The sequence below is a fragment of the Wolbachia endosymbiont of Tribolium confusum genome, assembly GCF_020405475.1.
GTDB lineage: Bacteria > Pseudomonadota > Alphaproteobacteria > Rickettsiales > Anaplasmataceae > Wolbachia.
In genome coordinates this window covers 39,168-57,114 of record NZ_JAIZNT010000002.1, presented here as the reverse complement: position 1 = coordinate 57,114, position 17,947 = coordinate 39,168, and the positions used below count along the sequence as shown (strand labels likewise).

At 34.2% G+C, this 17,947-nt stretch carries 11 protein-coding genes and 1 pseudogene; 10 read left to right on the top strand and 2 right to left on the bottom strand.

Translation table 11 applies throughout. The features are described 5' to 3' along the window. The first annotated feature begins 11 nt into the window (after nucleotides 1-11). From LEM02_RS02005 to LEM02_RS01990, 4 genes are all read left to right on the top strand, one after another. Nucleotides 12-1,262: a TolC family protein gene (locus LEM02_RS02005; RefSeq protein WP_226079512.1), complete on the top strand. Its 1,251-nt coding sequence runs from the start codon at nucleotides 12-14 to the stop codon at nucleotides 1,260-1,262. Between the two features lie 10 nt (nucleotides 1,263-1,272). Further along, entirely contained in the window at nucleotides 1,273-1,788 is a 516-nt protein-coding gene (locus LEM02_RS02000) for a PopZ family protein (protein WP_007302034.1), read from the top strand. A gap of 75 nt (nucleotides 1,789-1,863) precedes the next feature. Continuing rightward, nucleotides 1,864-2,442 carry an RlmE family RNA methyltransferase gene (locus LEM02_RS01995; protein WP_226079511.1) on the top strand — a complete coding sequence of 193 codons (579 nt, stop codon included), beginning with the start codon at nucleotides 1,864-1,866 and terminating at the stop codon, nucleotides 2,440-2,442. A 175-nt stretch (nucleotides 2,443-2,617) separates the two neighbouring features. Beyond that, a complete protein-coding gene (locus LEM02_RS01990) occupies nucleotides 2,618-3,394 on the top strand; it encodes an ankyrin repeat domain-containing protein (RefSeq protein ID WP_226079510.1) in 777 nt (258 codons plus the stop codon). A 2-nt stretch (nucleotides 3,395-3,396) separates the two neighbouring features. On the opposite strand, the pseudogene LEM02_RS01985 reads toward LEM02_RS01990, so the two are convergent. Continuing rightward, nucleotides 3,397-4,421: pseudogene (locus LEM02_RS01985) on the bottom strand (IS110 family RNA-guided transposase). Nucleotides 4,422-4,602: 181 nt separating this feature from the next. On the opposite strand from LEM02_RS01985, the gene LEM02_RS01980 reads away from it, so the two are divergent. Further along, nucleotides 4,603-4,935, top strand: a complete 333-nt coding sequence (locus tag LEM02_RS01980) for a hypothetical protein (protein WP_226079509.1) — start codon at nucleotides 4,603-4,605, stop codon at nucleotides 4,933-4,935. Nucleotides 4,936-5,533: 598 nt separating this feature from the next. Here the strand turns inward: LEM02_RS01980 and LEM02_RS01975 are convergent. After that, the gene (locus tag LEM02_RS01975) at nucleotides 5,534-7,111 is read right to left on the bottom strand and encodes a lysine--tRNA ligase (RefSeq protein ID WP_226079508.1); all 1,578 of its coding nucleotides are present in this window, start codon (nucleotides 7,109-7,111) and stop codon (nucleotides 5,534-5,536) included. Between the two features lie 64 nt (nucleotides 7,112-7,175). On the opposite strand from LEM02_RS01975, the gene LEM02_RS01970 reads away from it, so the two are divergent. The 5 genes from LEM02_RS01970 to LEM02_RS01950 are packed head-to-tail and all read left to right on the top strand — an operon-like array spanning nucleotide 7,176 to nucleotide 17,899. Then, the gene (locus LEM02_RS01970) at nucleotides 7,176-7,472 is read left to right on the top strand and encodes a type IV secretion system protein VirB3 (RefSeq protein WP_226079507.1); all 297 of its coding nucleotides are present in this window, start codon (nucleotides 7,176-7,178) and stop codon (nucleotides 7,470-7,472) included. Nucleotides 7,473-7,481: 9 nt separating this feature from the next. Next, on the top strand, nucleotides 7,482-9,887 hold the full coding sequence (locus LEM02_RS01965) for a VirB4 family type IV secretion/conjugal transfer ATPase (RefSeq protein ID WP_226079506.1): 2,406 nt from the start codon (nucleotides 7,482-7,484) through the stop codon (nucleotides 9,885-9,887). Continuing rightward, complete coding sequence (locus LEM02_RS01960) at nucleotides 9,880-12,441, top strand: TrbL/VirB6 family protein (RefSeq protein ID WP_226079505.1); 2,562 nt, start codon at nucleotides 9,880-9,882, stop codon at nucleotides 12,439-12,441. The genes LEM02_RS01965 and LEM02_RS01960 overlap by 8 nt, the downstream gene beginning before the upstream one ends. Nucleotides 12,442-12,458: 17 nt before the next feature. Continuing rightward, the gene (locus LEM02_RS01955) at nucleotides 12,459-14,999 is read left to right on the top strand and encodes a TrbL/VirB6 family protein (protein WP_226079504.1); all 2,541 of its coding nucleotides are present in this window, start codon (nucleotides 12,459-12,461) and stop codon (nucleotides 14,997-14,999) included. Further along, on the top strand, nucleotides 14,996-17,899 hold the full coding sequence (locus tag LEM02_RS01950) for a TrbL/VirB6 family protein (protein WP_226079503.1): 2,904 nt from the start codon (nucleotides 14,996-14,998) through the stop codon (nucleotides 17,897-17,899). The genes LEM02_RS01955 and LEM02_RS01950 overlap by 4 nt, the downstream gene beginning before the upstream one ends. The last annotated feature ends 48 nt before the right edge of the window (nucleotides 17,900-17,947 follow it).

The following is a 17,947-nucleotide window of genomic DNA, read 5'->3' as shown; positions in this document are numbered from 1 at the left end:
ACTTTAATAATATGCTAGAAAGCAAAATGTTTCGATTGATTATTATATTTATAATTGCTTTTTGTACCATAGGTTGCTATGCAATTGATTTGGAGGAAGCTATAAGCAAAGCTATCAAAAACAGCTCAAAAATAAAGTCTCAATTTTACCAATATAAGAGTGCTGAAAAACAACTAAAATCTTCCGGATTGGCTGGGTTTTTACCTGACATTAATTTACAATATAATTTCGATAGTAATTTTAATATTATTAACAATCTACAAAACTCTGGAAAGCGTCTAACATTAAGTCAAAGAATAATAGATGGTGGTGGTACTTTTGCTACATTCAGCCGATCAAATCATCTTCTTAAAGCAGCAAAAATTAGATTTCAGCAATCTAAGCAAGAAGTTGCACTCAGCGCTGTGAAAGCATATGTTAATGTTTTACAAAAGGTAGAAATATTAAAACTGAGGGAACATAAAGAACGTGTTTCTTTAGAACATTTGTCAGCTATGAAAAAACGCTTTTCTCTTGGAGAAGTTACTAATGCTGAAGTTTTATTTGCAAAAGCAAAATTTTCATCTTCTATATCAAAAAGAGTTGATGCTGAAGGTGAATTAAAGCTGGCTAATATTGCTTACTATCATTTAATTGGTGAAGATGCTGATAATCTTCACGAGACTAATGGTAAACTACCTTCTATACCAGAATTAAATGAATGTTTACAGTTAGCAAAAACCAACAACTTGTCCCTAAAAGCAGCTATTTATAAAAAAAGAGCTGCTGGAATGGAAGTGATTGCTGAAAGTTCCAAGTGGCTTCCTTCTTTGAATCTAAGCGCAAGTAAAAATTTTGGAAAGGACAATATAAAATTAGATATGTTACTAGAAAATGTGAATGTTGTCTTTACTCTTGATATTCCGATCTTTAAAAGAGGAGTTAATGTTTTTGGTGTTAGTAGAGCTAAAATGGATGCAAAACAATCCACTTACGATTATTACGAAGCAGTAAAAAGTATAGAACAAGCAGTTATAAATGCTTGGAATAACGTGCTGACAGCAAAAGCTATTATTAAAGCAAGTCAAGAAGCAGAAAAAGCAGCAGCTTTAGCATTGGAAGGAGTTGAGCAAGAAGTAAACTTAAATTTAAAGAGCACAACTGATCTTTTGGATACTGAAGATGAATTATTTAAAGCACGTTCCGATCTAATTCAGGCAAAAAGCAATTATGTAATTAGTGTTTACAACTTGCTTTTTATGATAAATAGTATAAACCTTTAAATTTAATGGTATGAGCGATAATCAATCTGTAAAAGATATACTAGAAGATATAAAAAAAGCTATATCGGGTAAAAATCCAAGTGGCGATAGAGCAGAAATAATAGATGAAGATGATGACGTATTATGCCTTGAAGAGGAGTACCCAGAGGACATCGAAGAAAAAGAAAATAGTGAAGAAGAGAATAATTGCCAAAGTGAGAAAATGAATAACCAATTTAATAGTTACAACTCAGAAGAGAAAAATTTGTATGATAATATCCAAATGAGTAATAACAAAGTGAGCTATCAAGAACAAAGTAACGAGCATTTAGTTTTAAAAGAAAATATGGAGGAAATTAAAACATTGCTTGAAAAGATGCAAAGCGAACTACGGCATAAACAACAAAAAAGAGCGGATCTTACTGTTGAAGAATTAGTTGTATCTCTTTTAAAACCTCAGCTTTCAGAGTGGCTGAATAAGTATCTGCATGCATTGGTAAAAGAAGTAGTTGAAAAAGAGCTCAAAGATATAATCAATAATAAGTAGGTTGTTAGTATAAAGACCAGAGTAAAAACAGCTAGAGGTAGAAAATTATCTTCAACAAGATGGCTACATCGCCATTTGAATGATCAGTATGTGCAAAAAACCAATAAGGACGGTTATAGATCGCGCTCGGCATATAAGTTAATAGAAATAGACGATAAATTTAAACTACTCCAAGAAGGGCAAAAAATTATTGACCTTGGCGCTTTTCCTGGTGGGTGGTCACAAGTTGCATCTAAGAAAGGAGCGAGTGTGATTGCTGTTGACATAAAACCAATAAACGCAATTAGTGGAGTAGAGTGTATACAGTGTGATATTATCAGCGAACTTGAAATTTTAAGAGAAAAATTCAAGGATCACAAATTTGATGTAATTTTATCTGATATGGCACCAGAATCTTGCGGTTTAAAATCGTTAGATCATATCAGAATTATGCTTTTATGCGAAGCAGCGCTCAATTTTGCAAAGCATTTTTTGAATCATGATGGCAAATTTGTAGTAAAAATTTTTCAAGGAGAGTCTGATAAAGATTTCTGCAATGAGCTAAAAAAAATGTTCAAAACAGTAAGATACTTCAAACCAAAGTCAAGTAGATCTGAATCTACAGAAATGTATTTAGTAAGTTTAGGCTTTATTGGTGGCAACTATTCTGTATAGCAGATACTTACAGAAACGTTGACGAATCTTATCCTATTAAACTGAAGATTAATAACGCTCGCACAAAAGCCCTTTTTCTTGTTTAAATATTTATGATAATTAATTAAATTCTTGACTTTATTACTTAGATATGTAATAATTAAAGTATATTATTATTTTTATAGGAGAGTTTGATATGTATTTAGAATTGTTCAAATGGATATTAAGTATAGTAAATCGTGAAAGTGATTTGAATGGTAATAACATAGTTGAAAAAATACAAGAGCAACTAAAAAAAGTAGACTCATCTACTTATGAAGAATGGCAGAAGAAAAATTTTGATATAAATCATCTATTTAGTTATGATAGCGGAAAAGAACCAACATTATTGCATATAGGATGTCTAGATAGTCAAGAAAATGTAGTAAACGCTCTATTAGCAGTAGACGGAATAAATGTTAATTTGCAAGATAAAGATGAAAGAACTCCTTTACATTTGGCTATTAAAAAAGGTAATGAAAATGTAGTAAAAGCTCTATTAGATAAGGGGGCTGATGTTAATTTGCGAGATAAAGATAGAAAAACTCCTTTACATTTGGCTATTGAAAAAGGTAATGAAAATGTAGTAAAAGCTCTATTAGATAAGGGGGCTGATGTTAATTTGCGAGATGAAAGTGAAAGCACTCCTTTATGTCGTGCTGCTAAGAAAGGCAAAATGGAGATAGTAGAGGCTCTATTAGCTAAGGGGCCTAACTGTATTGATTTGCCAGATATAGATGGACACACTCCTTTGTATATTGCTGCTGATAACAATCATCACAAGGTAGTAAGAGCTCTATTAGAAAAAGGTGCTAATCCTTTAGTAAAAGGTCGTTGTAACAAAAATCTAGCAGAAATGGTTACTGAAGACGCGATTATGAGAGATACCGTCTTGCGAGTCAACAAAAAATTGCATCATAAAATCAAATGTTGATTTTAAAGTACTAAACCTTCAGTCAGCTTCCTAGTCCTATAGTTGTTGATATGATCTGGATCAAAAGCCTTTCTTGAACTTAAAACACCAAAAACTATATGGAGTAACTTACGCATTGCAGCTCCTACAATGGCCATATTATGCTTGCCTTTCTCTTTTAACCTTTCGCAAAAAGTCATAATAATAGGATTGTGATTCTTAGCTACTATAGCAGGAAAGTAAATTGCCTTACATAATGTTCGTGAACCGGTTTTGCTTAATCTGGGCTTGGCATGTACAGATGAGCCTGATGTTATATTTCGTGGTATAGTTCCAGCGTATGCTGCCAATTGCCTGGCATTTATAAAAGCTTTTATGTCAGGAATTTCAGCTAAAATAGCTATTGCTGATTCCTCTCCTATGCCTGGAATAGTCAATAAGAGTTGAAAATCTTCCAACAATTCTTTATGTTGTTTTAATAGTTCACGTATGGAGTTTCTTATTATTTTTATTTCTTGTTCTATGTTCATTGCAAGGTTTTCCCAAGCGTTTGCGACTTCTTTAGGCAGTCTCTCTCTTTCTTTTCTAAATGATTATTTACTAATACTAATTCATCTTTTAATGCAGCTAAACAACGATAAAGATGCTTTAATTTTTTCTTTTCAGAAGAAGGTGGTGTCCAACGGGAAGGTTCCTGTCTTTGGCAATAATCTGCAATAATCTCTGCATCAGTCTGGTCATTCTTTTGTCGTACAAGCTTACTCCTTGCATAGCATTTTATGCAATAAGGATTTACAACACTAACAAAATGTCCAGCATTGTGTAGAAATTCAGCAAGAGCTTCACCATAACAACCTGTAGATTCCATACAGGCTTTTACTTCTTCTACATTATGTTTTTGCAAAAAGCCCAGTAAACCTTGAAATCCTGAATCCTCGTTTTTAAAACTCCTTTTCCTAGTTTCACGTTTCCCTTTTTTACTGATGAATGAAAGAAAAACATCAAAGCGTTCTTTTGAAATATCTATACCCAGAAAGTTGTTGATCATATATGCCACCATACGTTACCATTAAAAATGAAAAGTAAGGCTAACCTTGTGAATACAGAATTAGAACCATTTAGGTCTTTCTACGATACCGTTCAGCCTCTACTTTTGAGGAGGGAACTCTTAACTCTCATACAGATTTTATATCTAGGAATGAACACAAAATTTTTCCCTTCTCCACCTAATGCTCAAGCTTAAAACATTAGATGCTTTTTTCAAGATACAAGGAATAGTCTATGGTGTTGGTATATTTGTTATTGCATCTGTTGTAGCTGCTATAGTAGTTACTTCTGCATATTTTATTGGTGTGTCATTATCAGTAGGTGCTATGGCTGGGATAGCTGTGGCTGCTGCTGTACTCACAGGACTTGTTGCTGGTGGTATTATATATGAAGTGTATAAGCCTTGTAATGAGCTAAAAGAAGCTATTGCACAAGCAATGTCAAATCCTGGTAAGAAGCTAAATGGAGTTGATGTGCAATCAGAAATTTCTTCAGAGTTAGGCGCAACAGTGTAGTTAAGTAGAAGGAAGAAGTCCCTTCTTCCTTTTCAAGTAGCTGACACTGATTTTCATCCAAAATAGTTTCATTCAAGTAGCTGACACTGGTTTCTTACCAAGAAAAACTTAGCATAACTTTTGTGCTCAAAAAAACTTCTGGATTCCAGCATCAAGTGCTGGAATGACATGGTGAAATATTATTCAAGTAGCCTCTGTCCCAGTGTCCATTTGGTGTCATTCAAGTCAGCTCTCTTCTTGTCATCCCAGTACTGGGATTCAGAAAACTGACCAGGTTGGTCACGCGCTGGCTCTCTAAAATTACTTTAGCTACAAATATTAAGAAATTTACTAAATAAAAAAAGACAAAAGAATCCCCGTATAGCGAGTTTTAATAATGTAAATTGATAATGTGCTAACAAGCGCGATTTAGCTGAATGTAGAAAAAATAAAAAAAGCCGCTATAATTTTTATGTAATTTGCCAATAAATATCTGAATTTTGTCATTGAGACTGTGCGTATCAAAAACAAGGATAAATAATCTTATTGGTATGATAAGGGAGTTGGAAAATTTTGTCAAGTAGTAAAACTAGAGGGCTCAAATGAAAAAAGGTAAACTCTAAAGTGTACGTTCAGTAGCACTTTCTATAAGAGAGATTGTATTATCTATCCCATAAAGCTTGATAAAAGATCCCATTCTAGGACCGGTTTTTTGTCCAAGTAATGTTTCATACAAAAACTGAAACCAATCGCGTAAGTTATTGTAATTATGTTTTTTTCCGATGGAGAAAACCTGAGATTGAATCTCTTCAGCAGTGGCTGTAATAGGCAGGGAATGTAGGTTGTTCTTTAAATCTAGTAACGCTTCTTTCTCTTTTTCGTTTGAAGCTTTATACGCTTTTGTTGGCTTGATAAAGTCGTGATAATACCTAACTGCAAAATCCGAAAGCCTATCTAGCATTTTGTTGCTTTCTGGTGTAACGTTTGGTGCATAAGTTGATATAAAACCCCAAAGAATCTCTTTATTTTCAGCATTACAAGCTGCTGCCAGGTTTAAAAGTAAAGAAAAATTTATGCCTGAAGTTTCTACGTTTGGAACTTTACCCTGGTGGATGTGCCATACAGGGCTATTTACATCCTTTTCTTCACTCTCATTGTAACGCTTAGCAAACTCTAAATATTCATCAGTTGATTTTGGTATCACATCAAAATATAAACGTTTAGCTTTTTTAGGACTCTGAAAGATGTATAGCGCTAAACTCTCTGTTGGCGCGTAAGTTAGCCACTCCTCAATTGAAATACCATTTCCTTTTGATTTTGATATCTTCTTTCCTTCTTTATCAAGAAATAACTCATAGCAAAACAAAAGCGGTGGCTTTTCTCCAAGTATTTTACATATTTGACTTGAAAGCACAGCAGATGGAGTCAAATCCTTTCCATGAGCTTCGTAATTAACTCCGAATGCAGCCCACCTCATCCCCCAATCAGGTTTCCATTGCAGTTTACATTTTCCTTTTGTCACTGGAACTTCTATTTTTTCCCCGTTTCGGTCTTCATACGTGATTGTTCCTTTATCTGTATTTGTTTCAATTATTGGAACTTGTAAAACTTGGGAAGTTTTTGGGCATATCGGCAAGAATGGACTGTAAGTCTGCTGCCTTTCTTCCCGAAATGATGGAAGCATTACGTCCATCACTTTATCATAATTTTTCAGTAGGAGTAAAAGTTTTTCATCGTAAACGCCAGATTTATAACACTCTGTTGCACTCCTAAATTCGTATTCAAATCCAAACAAATCAAGAAATTTACACAACAACGAATTCATGTGATGACCATAACTCTCATGAGTGCCAAATGGGTCAGGTATCATGGTTAGTGGCTTGTTCAGATTCTCTCTTAGCATTTCCTGATTTGGTACATTATCTGGTATTTTTCGTAAACCATCCATATCGTCGGAAACTGCAATGATTTTGGTTTTTATACTAGGAGCTATTTTTTTTAGAGCGTTTGCAATAACTGTGGTACGAAAAACTTCCCCAAAAGTACCAATATGTGGTAAACCTGAGGGACCATAACCAGTCTCAAATATTATCTCTTTTTTATTAGGGAATTCTTGTAGTATTTTTTCTGCTTCTTGAAATGGCCAGCTTATAATCATTGAATTTAAATTAATTATCTTACCTAAAGTGCTATTCATTTCAATAGATTTTTAATTAATGATGTAGTATTAGTGTTAAAGCTATTATTAGAAGGTTGAAGATATGTCTACAGGTAGCGTACAAACGGATCAGTTGTTTAAAGGTCTTACAAGACCTGCAATGCTCTTTGGTGTGAGTTATATGTTTGCAATATTAAACGTTCTAATTTGCATGCTAATTTTCATTAATACAAATGATCTTAGAGTAATTCTCCTGATGTTACCAGGTATACATGGACTTGGCTATATAGCTTCTGCAAAGGAACCGTTGTTTATTGAGTTATTTATGGTAAAGTTGGGAAAATGCTCCAAATGTTTAAATCGGTTTTATCATGGAGCCAATTCTTATGACATTACTTGATGTTATGCAATGTTGAGATTTAGAGCTATTCAATCAAAGAATAAATCTATTCTAAGTAGAGAGGTTCACGCTGCTGAATTTATACCTTATTCTTGCTATTGGAATAGTACAACCTTGATAACAAAGCAGAACTGGTTAGTTAAATTTATAAAATTAAATGGCTTTGCATTTGAAACGGCCGATGATGAAGACTTGGCGATACAAAATAATATCAGAAATCAGATGCTAAGAAGCATTTCATCTCCAGCATTTAGTTTGTACTTTCATACCATCAGGCGTAAGAAGAATATCTTTTCTGATGAATTTGCAAACCAGAGTTTACCAAATTTTTTTGCTAACCATGTAAATCTAAAATGGAGAGAAAAACACGCAACTAGGCAATCTTTTATTAATGATTTATACATTACGATTATTCGTAGGGCAGATACAAAGGGAGTAGAATTTTTATCACATCTACTGAAAAAATTTGGGCATGTAACTTCAAAACATGCCTGGGAAAGTGATATGCGTGATACCTATGAAGATTTAGAGGAAACGACAAATCGTATAGTAACAAGCCTTAGGAATTATTCGCCTAAAGTTCTTGGAGTAAAAGAAACTCCAAACGGACTGTTTTGTGAAATAATGGAGTTTCTGTCTAGAATTGTAAATTGTGGCTTTGTTACAAATACGCTTTTTCCACTAAAAACTGAAATATCAAGATACTTACCAGTTCATAGGTTATTTTTTGGCCATAAGATGATACAGGTTGTGACTCATAATGAAAGTAAATATGCTGGAATAGTTAGTATCAAAGAATATGGAAATAATACTTCTGCAGGAATGCTTGATTCTTTTTTACAACTTCCTTATGAATTTATTATCACGCAGTCTTTTCAATTTACAAATAGGCAAATGGCAATTGCGAAAATGCAGATACAGCAAAATCGTATGATACAATCTGCAGATAAAGCTATTTCTCAAATAGCAGAAATTTCTCATGCGCTTGATGATGCAATGAGTGGTAAAATTGCGTTTGGTGCACACCATTTAACTATCTTATGTATAGAAAAAAGCCCTAAATCATTGGACAATGCTTTATCATTGTTTGAATCGGAGCTTTCTAATTGTGGTGTTTATCCTGTTCGTGAAAGGGTTAATCTAGAACCAGCGTTTTGGGCGCAAATTCCTGGTAATTTTGATTATATAGTAAGAAAAGGTACAATAAGTAGTCTTAATTTGGCCGGTTTTGCATCTCAACATAATTATCCTACTGGTAAAAAATTCAATAACCACTGGGGAGATGCTGTTACAGTTTTTGATACAACATCTGGCACTCCATTTTTCTTCAACTTTCATATAAGGGATGTTGGACATACTATGATAATTGGGCCAACAGGTGCTGGCAAAACTGTTTTAATGAATTTTTTATGTGCTCAAGCAATGAAATTTTCTCCAAGAATATTCTTTTTTGATAAAGATCGCGGTGCAGAAATTTTTTTAAGAGCACTTGGTGGTATCTATACTATAATAGAACCAAGAACTAAGACAAATTTTAATCCTCTGCAACTTGACGATACTCCTGATAATAGAACATTTTTAATGGAGTGGATAAAATCTTTAATCTCAGTATACACCGATAAATTTACTTCAGAGGATATTGCACGAATTAATGATGCAATTGAAGGAAATTTTAAATTGAGAAAAGAGGATAGATTCTTAAGGAATCTCGTACCATTTTTAGGACTTGCAGGTCCTGATACTCTAGCTGGAGCAATATCTATGTGGCATGGTGATGGTTCTCATGCTGCAATATTTGACAATAAAGAAGATTTGCTAGATTTTTCAAAAGCAAGAGTGTTTGGCTTTGAAATGGCTAGCTTGCTAAAAGATCCTGTTGCTCTTGGGCCGGTCTTAATTTATTTGTTTCATAGGATTAGTATATCGCTTGATGGCACTCCATCTATTATTGTTCTTGATGAAGCATGGGCGTTAATAGATAATCCAGTTTTTGCACCTAAGATAAAAGACTGGTTGAAAGTGCTGAGAAAGTTAAATGCTTTTGTGGTTTTTGCTACTCAGAGTGTTGAAGATGCAAGTAAAAGTGCTATTAGTGATACGCTTGTACAGCAGACAGCAACACAAATTTTTTTGCCAAATCTGAAAGCTACTAGTGTCTATCGAGATGTTTTTATGTTAACTGAACGTGAGTACATACTGATCAAACACACAGATCCAAGTACTAGATTCTTTTTAGTAAAGCAGGGAGTTAATGCTGTAGTAGCTAGAATAGATCTGAAAGATTTGGATGATGTGGTCAACGTGTTATCTGGACGTGCAGAAAGTGTCCTATTGTTACATGATATATTGAAAGAAGTCGGAGATGATCCAAAGATGTGGTTGCCTGTGTTTTATCAAAAGGTGAAAAATGTTTAAAACTAAACTGTCATTACTGTTAGTTGCGATATTTTTATTAAATATAGATTTTTTACTCTCATATCCAGTGTTTGCAGATACAGTAAGTGGTACTGACAAAACGGAATTTGTTAGCAGGTTTAATTCTACTGGTAGTTTTAGCCGTGCCTCTGATCCTGACTGTAAGGCGTTTGAAACAGCTGCAGCAGTTGCTGGGATAGCAATTGCTATTGGTGCAATATTTACTGGTATTGTTTTGATTGTCTCTTCTGCTGGTTTGTTTACTGCTCTTGTTATCGTTGGAATGGTAGCTGCAATTGTTGGAGTCTGGAAGGCGGTAGGGGGACTTGTTGTTTGTCAGCATAGCTTTGTTAAACACCCAGTTGCACGTAATCATGATGGAAAGTATAAAAATTTTAATTTAAAAAATGAGGAATATCGTGACCTCACAGATAAAAATTATCAAACAGAAGACGAATATTTTTCTGCATTACAGGAAAGATCAGAAAAAGATGGAAAACAAACAGAAAAGGAGATTTTGAATTCTACTGACTGGAATGCTGATAGTGAACACTACTACTGGCCAAAAAATGGCGTGCAATATAGTGAATACATAGAAGTGTGTCATCGCAATCCTTTAACATTTGGCAACTTTTTCAAGAAGAATGACTTTAATTTCAGAGGGGAAGATGGATGCATAGACTTTGATATCAGAGAGAAAGACACTGGATATGTAGATGGGTCATGGTCGCCAAGAGTTGATGGTGATCTGGAATGTAAAGTTCTTAAAGCTGGACAGAGCGAAACTATACATGGATCAACGTTCAAAGCAGTGAAAAAAATGGGCAGATTATGTGTGGAATTGGCTGAAGTTAGGGCAGCTGGAACTGCTTGGCCGCAAGGAATTGATATAGGATGCACAGAATTGCCACCTGACCCACTTGCTCCTATGTGTGAAAAATCTGTGATGATATTCAAAAATAAAGATGGTACAAGTGAATATAAGGAAGATCTTAATAATTCTAAAAATAAGGACAAAGATTACAAAACTATTATAAGGGAAAAGAAAGGAGAGGGAAAAATTTTTGTAGGTTACGACAACAAAGGCTGTTTTAGCTCGTATATCTCTGAAGCTTGCTACAATCAGGCAGGGAGTAAATCATTAGCTCCTCTTCCCATCACTTCTATGATAGTGCAATGCATTAAGGAATCGTTAGATAATTTAGTGGCAGGTATTGGTTCAAGTGGTGAGCTACTGAAAGATAAAGATGGACATGCTAAGGGTAGTTTTTTATCTGTAGCACAGAAAAAGCTAAAAAACACCGTAACTGCTGTCCTAGTTTTGGCTTTAATACTGTTCTCTATAAAAGCCATGTCTGGTGGTGTTCGCAGTCCTCAAGAAATGTACATGTTGATTATTAAGTTTGCTTTAGTGATTTACTTCACAACAGGCAGTACTATGTCCCATTATTACGGAGAATTAACCAAACTTTCAAATGGTTTATCGGAGATAGTATTGCAAGCATCATCTGAGAGCAAAGGTATATGTAATTACGAAGCAGGCAAAGATTATGAATACATGCGTAAAGTAGATGGAAAAAGAATATCTTACAGCTATCTTGCTCCTTGGGATAAGCTTGATTGTAGAATTTTATTCTATTTAGGTGCCCCTTTAGATGGAATTGGTGGTAAAATTGGTGCAGGGGGTGCTGTAACATTAATGGTTTTGCTTGGTGCTGCTCCTGTCTTATTAGTTGCAGGTTCGGTAATCGGTATTATTTTTGCTGGTGGACAGATCTTAGTAGCTCTTGTCTGTATATTTATGGCTATTTTGATGATGATGGTTATTTTGTGGATGTGCTATGTATTTATCTTATCTTTAGTTGCGCTTAGTGTAATTATCATCTTATCGCCTTTATTCATTCCTATGGTTTTATTTCAACATACTAAAGGATATTTTGATGGTTGGCTAAAAGAGTTAATTACCTACAGTTTATACCCAGTTATCCTCTTTGCATTTCTATCTTTTATGTTTATAGCGTGTGATAAAATCTTTTATAGAGGTTTGAGTTTTGAGTTAGACGAGAAATATGAGGAACAAATAGAGAAACAAATAAAAGCTTCGGGTGGTAGTAAAAAACGATGGTTTAAGCTGAAAAAAGGAGAGTGTACTAAAAATCCAAATACTTTAGCATGCATGCTACAGGAATATAAATGGGAAAAAAGCATGCTACTTGGTCTGGTTGATTTTGCGTATGTTGAATTTAGTAACTCTGTACTTGGAGAGTTAATGAAGTTATGTTTAGTGCTATTCTTATTTTACCACTTTTTAAACGTTCTTCCCGGTATGGCTGCTGAGCTTGCTGGTAATCACAGGGCAGCACTTGGTTCAGGCAGCACTCCTGCACAAATGGTAAACAAAGCTTTATCTGCTGCCAAAGCTGCTGCTGGAGGTGCTGGTCAAGTTGCTGCTGCGGCTGTAAATAAGGCAAGAGGGGCTATTGGAGGAGGTGGAGATGATAATAAGGGATCGGGATCTTCCTCTAGTGAATCTATAAAACCAGGTGGAGAGTGAGCGCAGGTGAGTAACAGATGTTTGAGCATTTGAGCAACCAAAACTTAGTTAAGCTATGCATAAGTTTTGTGATACTCTTTTTATTATCTGGGTGCGGGTGTATTAAGCCAGAAGATTCATCAGGCTTGCGTGAGAAATTGGATATAGTGTCAACAGAGCAGAAATGGGTTGATTCTGGAGTCTATATTTCGGATAAAATAAAAGTAACAGAGATTAACATAATACCTGACAAGGTTAGTTTTTGTCCGCAGTATAAAGATTTTGCAATTCGACCTGGGGAAAATTTTGTGAAGCTACCATTTGCACTTAAAAAAGGTGATAAGCTAGCCTTTAGTGTTATTGGAAGTAAAGTATGTGAAGATAAGGAAGATGATACAAAAATCAGGTATATAAGCATTGATGAAAAGTGCAGTGAAAAAGAAGTAGAGCATTTCGCGCATGTTTTAAATCAAGAGAATTGTCAAGGTGAAATATGTCCTAATAAATATATCATAGGTAACGCAGAATGGTTGAATGGAAAAGAGTATTGGAGCTCAGGTTTTTCAAAGTTAGATCAAGATGCAAGGAGAGAGGAGATTGAAAACATTATTAACTCTATAAAACAAGGAGGAAAGATAGACTGCAGAAGACTTTTGAGCAATCAGAAAGTTGAGATAGATACGTACCTTTTAAATCTTGCGTGCGAGAATACATGTTATTATGCCAGTCAAGATTGTGTTCAAATTGAATCTAATACTATAGATGGCAATAAACGTAATGTAGCTAAAAATCTTGCCAACGAACTGGCTGTTGGAAAAGTAAGTAAGGAAGAAGCTATCAAGAAGGCTGTAGATGGTATAATGGGAGTGTTAGATGATAGCAACATAGCTAAAGGACACAGCGATAATTCAGATGGTGAAAAGGATAAAGTAAATACAGAAAAAAATACCAAGGGAGCTGTGGATGATATAAGAAAAAAGAAAATGAAGAGGATAAAGACTTACATTCCATCATTAAAGGTGTCGATAGGAGGAAAGGAAAGTTTTAAATATGTAAGGAGTGATGGTATACGAACTAACTTTGATCATAAGATCAAAGAAAACTATGATAAGGGTACAGAGTTAGTATTTACACTTAAAAATGCTAAAGAAAAGAATGCTGGTAAAGGGGGATATAATATAAGGGTCACAAAGAGCCATAGTCTAGCAAAAAACTTATATATACATGTTTCTGATAAGTTTCCTGAGCACAATCCTGGTGAAATTCTGGGGGATATACCTGTGGATATCAGTGAAGTTCATAATACTGAGTATATGGAAAGATTAAAAGAAAAGTTAAAAGACAAAACAGGTACCATATATTATGGAATAAAAGATCATGGTTATGATCATAAGGAAAATAAAGGTCAGTTTAGTATCAATCTAACAACCAAGGAGCCACCTGTAAGAACTTTTAGTGCGATATATAATTTTTTTGATGAAAAAGTAAAAGTTGCATTTTTCGGTTCTAGCTACAAAGACATTAATGCGATTCACTCTGATACTAGCCCTGTGAAGTCTCTTTATCAAAGTTTTGTAGCATCAAATAGAACAAATACCATCAGATCTACAATAGTGTCGTTATTAGTATTATATATAGTTTTATACACCCTTTATTACTTTTTTGGATTGTCTCATGCTTCTACATATGAATTTTTAATTATATGTGTAAAGATAGGAGTTATTACCCAATTGCTGAACGATAACAGTTGGAGTTTTTTTTATAACAATGCATTTTCTATTTTTGTTAATGCTCCAAAACAGTTAATAGAAATAGCAAATTTCAGAGGTACAACATCAAATGTTTTTGAATTTCTTGATTTACCGCTCAATAGGTTTTTATCAGCACACTCAGTGTTACTAATAGTATCTCTTATATTCTCTGGTCCTTTGGGTATTGTATCGTTTTGCTTGGTGATTTGGGGTTTGATAACAGTGAGCTTATCGATGTTTAACGCCTTATTTTCTTTTATCACATCTATAGCAATAGTTGCATTATTGCTTTCCTTGGCGCCTCTTTTTATTATTTGCCTTCTATTTGAATATACTAGACAGATGTTTCACAATTGGGTCAAAAATTTAGCAAGGTTTGCAATTCATCCGGTAGTACTTTTAATTTTTATATCATTAATAAGCCAGGTTATGGATTATATTGTGTATTCGGTCTTTAATTTTGAGGTCTGCCCTACATGTATACTTAATCTTAACTTAAAGATTTTTAATCCTTGTATTATTTATGGTTATGCTTCCAAACATGCACCTAACATCACAGCTATAATGGCTTTTGTGATTTTGGGACATGCCATGAAAGCTTTAGTTGAGGCATCTTCAACAATATCTGATTCGTTGTTTGGTGTTTATGTAGCAAGCGAACCAGGAAGGCAATATCAGCAAAGCTTAATGGGAACAGTAGGTTTAGATGAACAAAGTGTCCAAAGAAGAGCAGGTCAGCAATCTGGTACACCAAGTCGAAGACCTCAAATACCACAATCAGCTCAAAGATCAGCACCTAAAATACCGACAAACACAGGAAATCAATGATGAGCAGAAAATCATTATTATTGATACTATGTCTTGTAATTACTGGCTGCACAATGGATTGTGTTGAACCTGGGTTGCAGAGCAGAGATACTAGTGTCAGTATAAATGTTCCAGTTCGTGAAACTGGCGAAGGAGTTAAAATTCATTGGATTGACTCTGGTCAAGTAATTAGCCAGGATGAGAAAATCAAATTTACTCTCGGTGGATCAGCGAATTTCTGTCCTCTTAAAAAAGGTCAAAATCCAAAGAGAGTACTTGTGCCTGCTGTATTTTGTGCTAATGATTTAATACCAAATTACAGTAATAAGTTAATTGATAATGCTGGTCTTGATGAACGAGAAGTGTGTGGGGATATAGGTTTTGGAAATAATGAATTCTATAGTAGGAGACGTTATGTAGACACTAAAATAAAAGTGAATCCAGGTGATAAATTAAGGTTTAGCTTAGTTTCCAGAGAGGTACCAATTGACTATGATAATCCAGAAGGAAAAGGCATCAGCTTTGATGACAATTGCTATAGAACTGAAAAAGAAGATGACAAAGATAGAGTTACAATAGAAGAAATGCTCAATGGAGGAACGTTCTTTTGTAAAAAAAATGATGAAAGGCCTGAAGTAAAATTTCCTAAGATTAATAAAGAGAACATAGAAGAAAGAAGAGTGCTAGTTGGTAATGGCTACACTCCACATGATAATAAGGTACATTTTAATAAGGATTATATTCAAAATTTATGGATAAATGGTGCATTGTTAGATTTACGACGAACTAAAATAGGACTGGATAAATTATGTAATGGAAAAAAATGTGATTTTAATGAGATAAGCAAGTACAGCTCTTATGAGCTTAATTGTTACTATCAGAACGTATGCTACAATCAAGAGGGTATGTGGAATTTGGGTATAGGTGCAGAAGGAAAACAAAATTGTGTTTCTTCTATTAGGTACAAGAAATATGATAGAGGCAATAAATGTGACATGTATTCTCACCTTAAAGACATTGAGGATGAGCTAAAAAAGATTGAAGAAAAAAAAGGTAACACTGATTTTACATCAAGCATTGAAGAAGGTACTGAAGATATCTCCTGGGCTGAAGCGCTTATTGCAAAAATTGGTGATCTTGATGATCAGGATACTGCTAAAGGTACTCAATGTCTTCCAAATGAGAAAGGTGCGGAGGGAGATAGTGTGTGTTCACAAGTTAATTATAAATTTGAAGATTACTCTCTAAGATTAAATCATGATTATATAGTGAATAATAGCGTAGAGACTGGCAGTAGTCTGATGCTTGCTATTGCAGATTATGGTTATTATGGTGCTAACAGGGGAGGGTATCATGTTGAAGTAACGAGATCATGTAACTTCGATAGTGGTGAAAAACTGTATATGTACTTGGGTGATAGTCCGCCAAAGGATCCGTCTGCTCCAAAGACTAATGATTTCAAGGAAGTAAAGAATTTAAATAAAATAACAGAGGATAATGTAGACTATTACATAATAGATGGAAGTCATTTGGTAAATGAAGAGTCTAAGAAAATATATTTTGGTATTAATGTAGAAAACGTAGAGAAAGATGATATTACGGACAAAGATAGCAAATATTATGAAGATAACAAATACACAGTAAATTTATTTTTAAAAAGAAAAATAAACGATTTTATTTCATCAACTATAAACAAGATTTTTGATTTCATAACAGACGGGAGTGAGGACGGAATTAAAATTCCATATGAAGGATATGGAAAGGGGCTTCTACAAGGAATAAGAGCTTTGCTTATTCTATACGTTATATTTACTGTTGTTGGCTATATGCTTGGAACAATACAATTAAGTAAATTCGATTTTATTATAAGAATATTCAAAATAGCATTTATAGCTTTTGCTTTTAGTGATAGAAGTTGGGAATTCTTTGGTACAACTTTGTCTGGGTTTTTTGTTGATGGTAGCATTTATTTAGTTGATAGTTTTTCTGGCTATATAGGAGAAGGAGGTAAAAAATTTGCATTCTTAGATTTAACAGCGGGAGTATTATTTACAGGAGAAACATGGCTGAAATTTTTATCTTTAATGCTATCAGGACCTTTTGGCTTTATTGCATTTTTGGCAATACTTTATGCTACTTTTGTGTTTTTAAGATGCATTATTAGTGCTACGTTTAAGTATGTAATATCTACTATTTTAGTGGCATTTTTATTGTCATTGGCACCTTTATTTATCGTATTTATTCTATTTCAACAAACTAAAACATTATTTGATAATTGGATAAAAACGCTGGCTCATGTTTCATTGCAACCAGTCATTTTATTTTCATCCTTGTCTCTTTTAAATCAGTTAATGTATTCAGTTCTATACAACCTCACAAATTTTTCTGCATGCTATCAATGCTTAATTAGTGTAAATTTTTTATCGTATGATCTGTGTCTTATGAAATCAATATTACCTCTTGGGTATAGTCCTGGTACTAGTGTTGATGTTGCGCTCAGTACTGGAGAAAAATCTGGTGGGCATTTTGCAGCATTACCTATAGATCTAGTCCAGGCATTTATATATCTAATCATTGCTAGTGCAATGGAAGCTTTTGTTTCCATATCAGAAACTATGGCGCAGGCGTTGTTCAGCTCTGGTTATGGAGTTGCTCAAAGTGTTAGTTATATTGCTAGGAGCGCATCACAAGCTATGCTGTCAACTGTTGGCCTTGATGATAGAACCCAAAATATGATACATAACATCAAGCAGGGAATGAGTAAAGATCGTAGCAAAATTGAAGCTAAATTGCCTGATACACCAAAGCAAGCAGGTGAGAAAGGGAGTTCTGGCAAAGAAATGAGCAAATCTGAAACACTAAGCCAGCCAGATAAGCAAAAGGATTCTGATAAAACAAAAGGACAAGTCAAGGAAGATTGATGAGATATATGGAGTAACTAATTAAAAAGATATTTGAAGTAAGGTTTT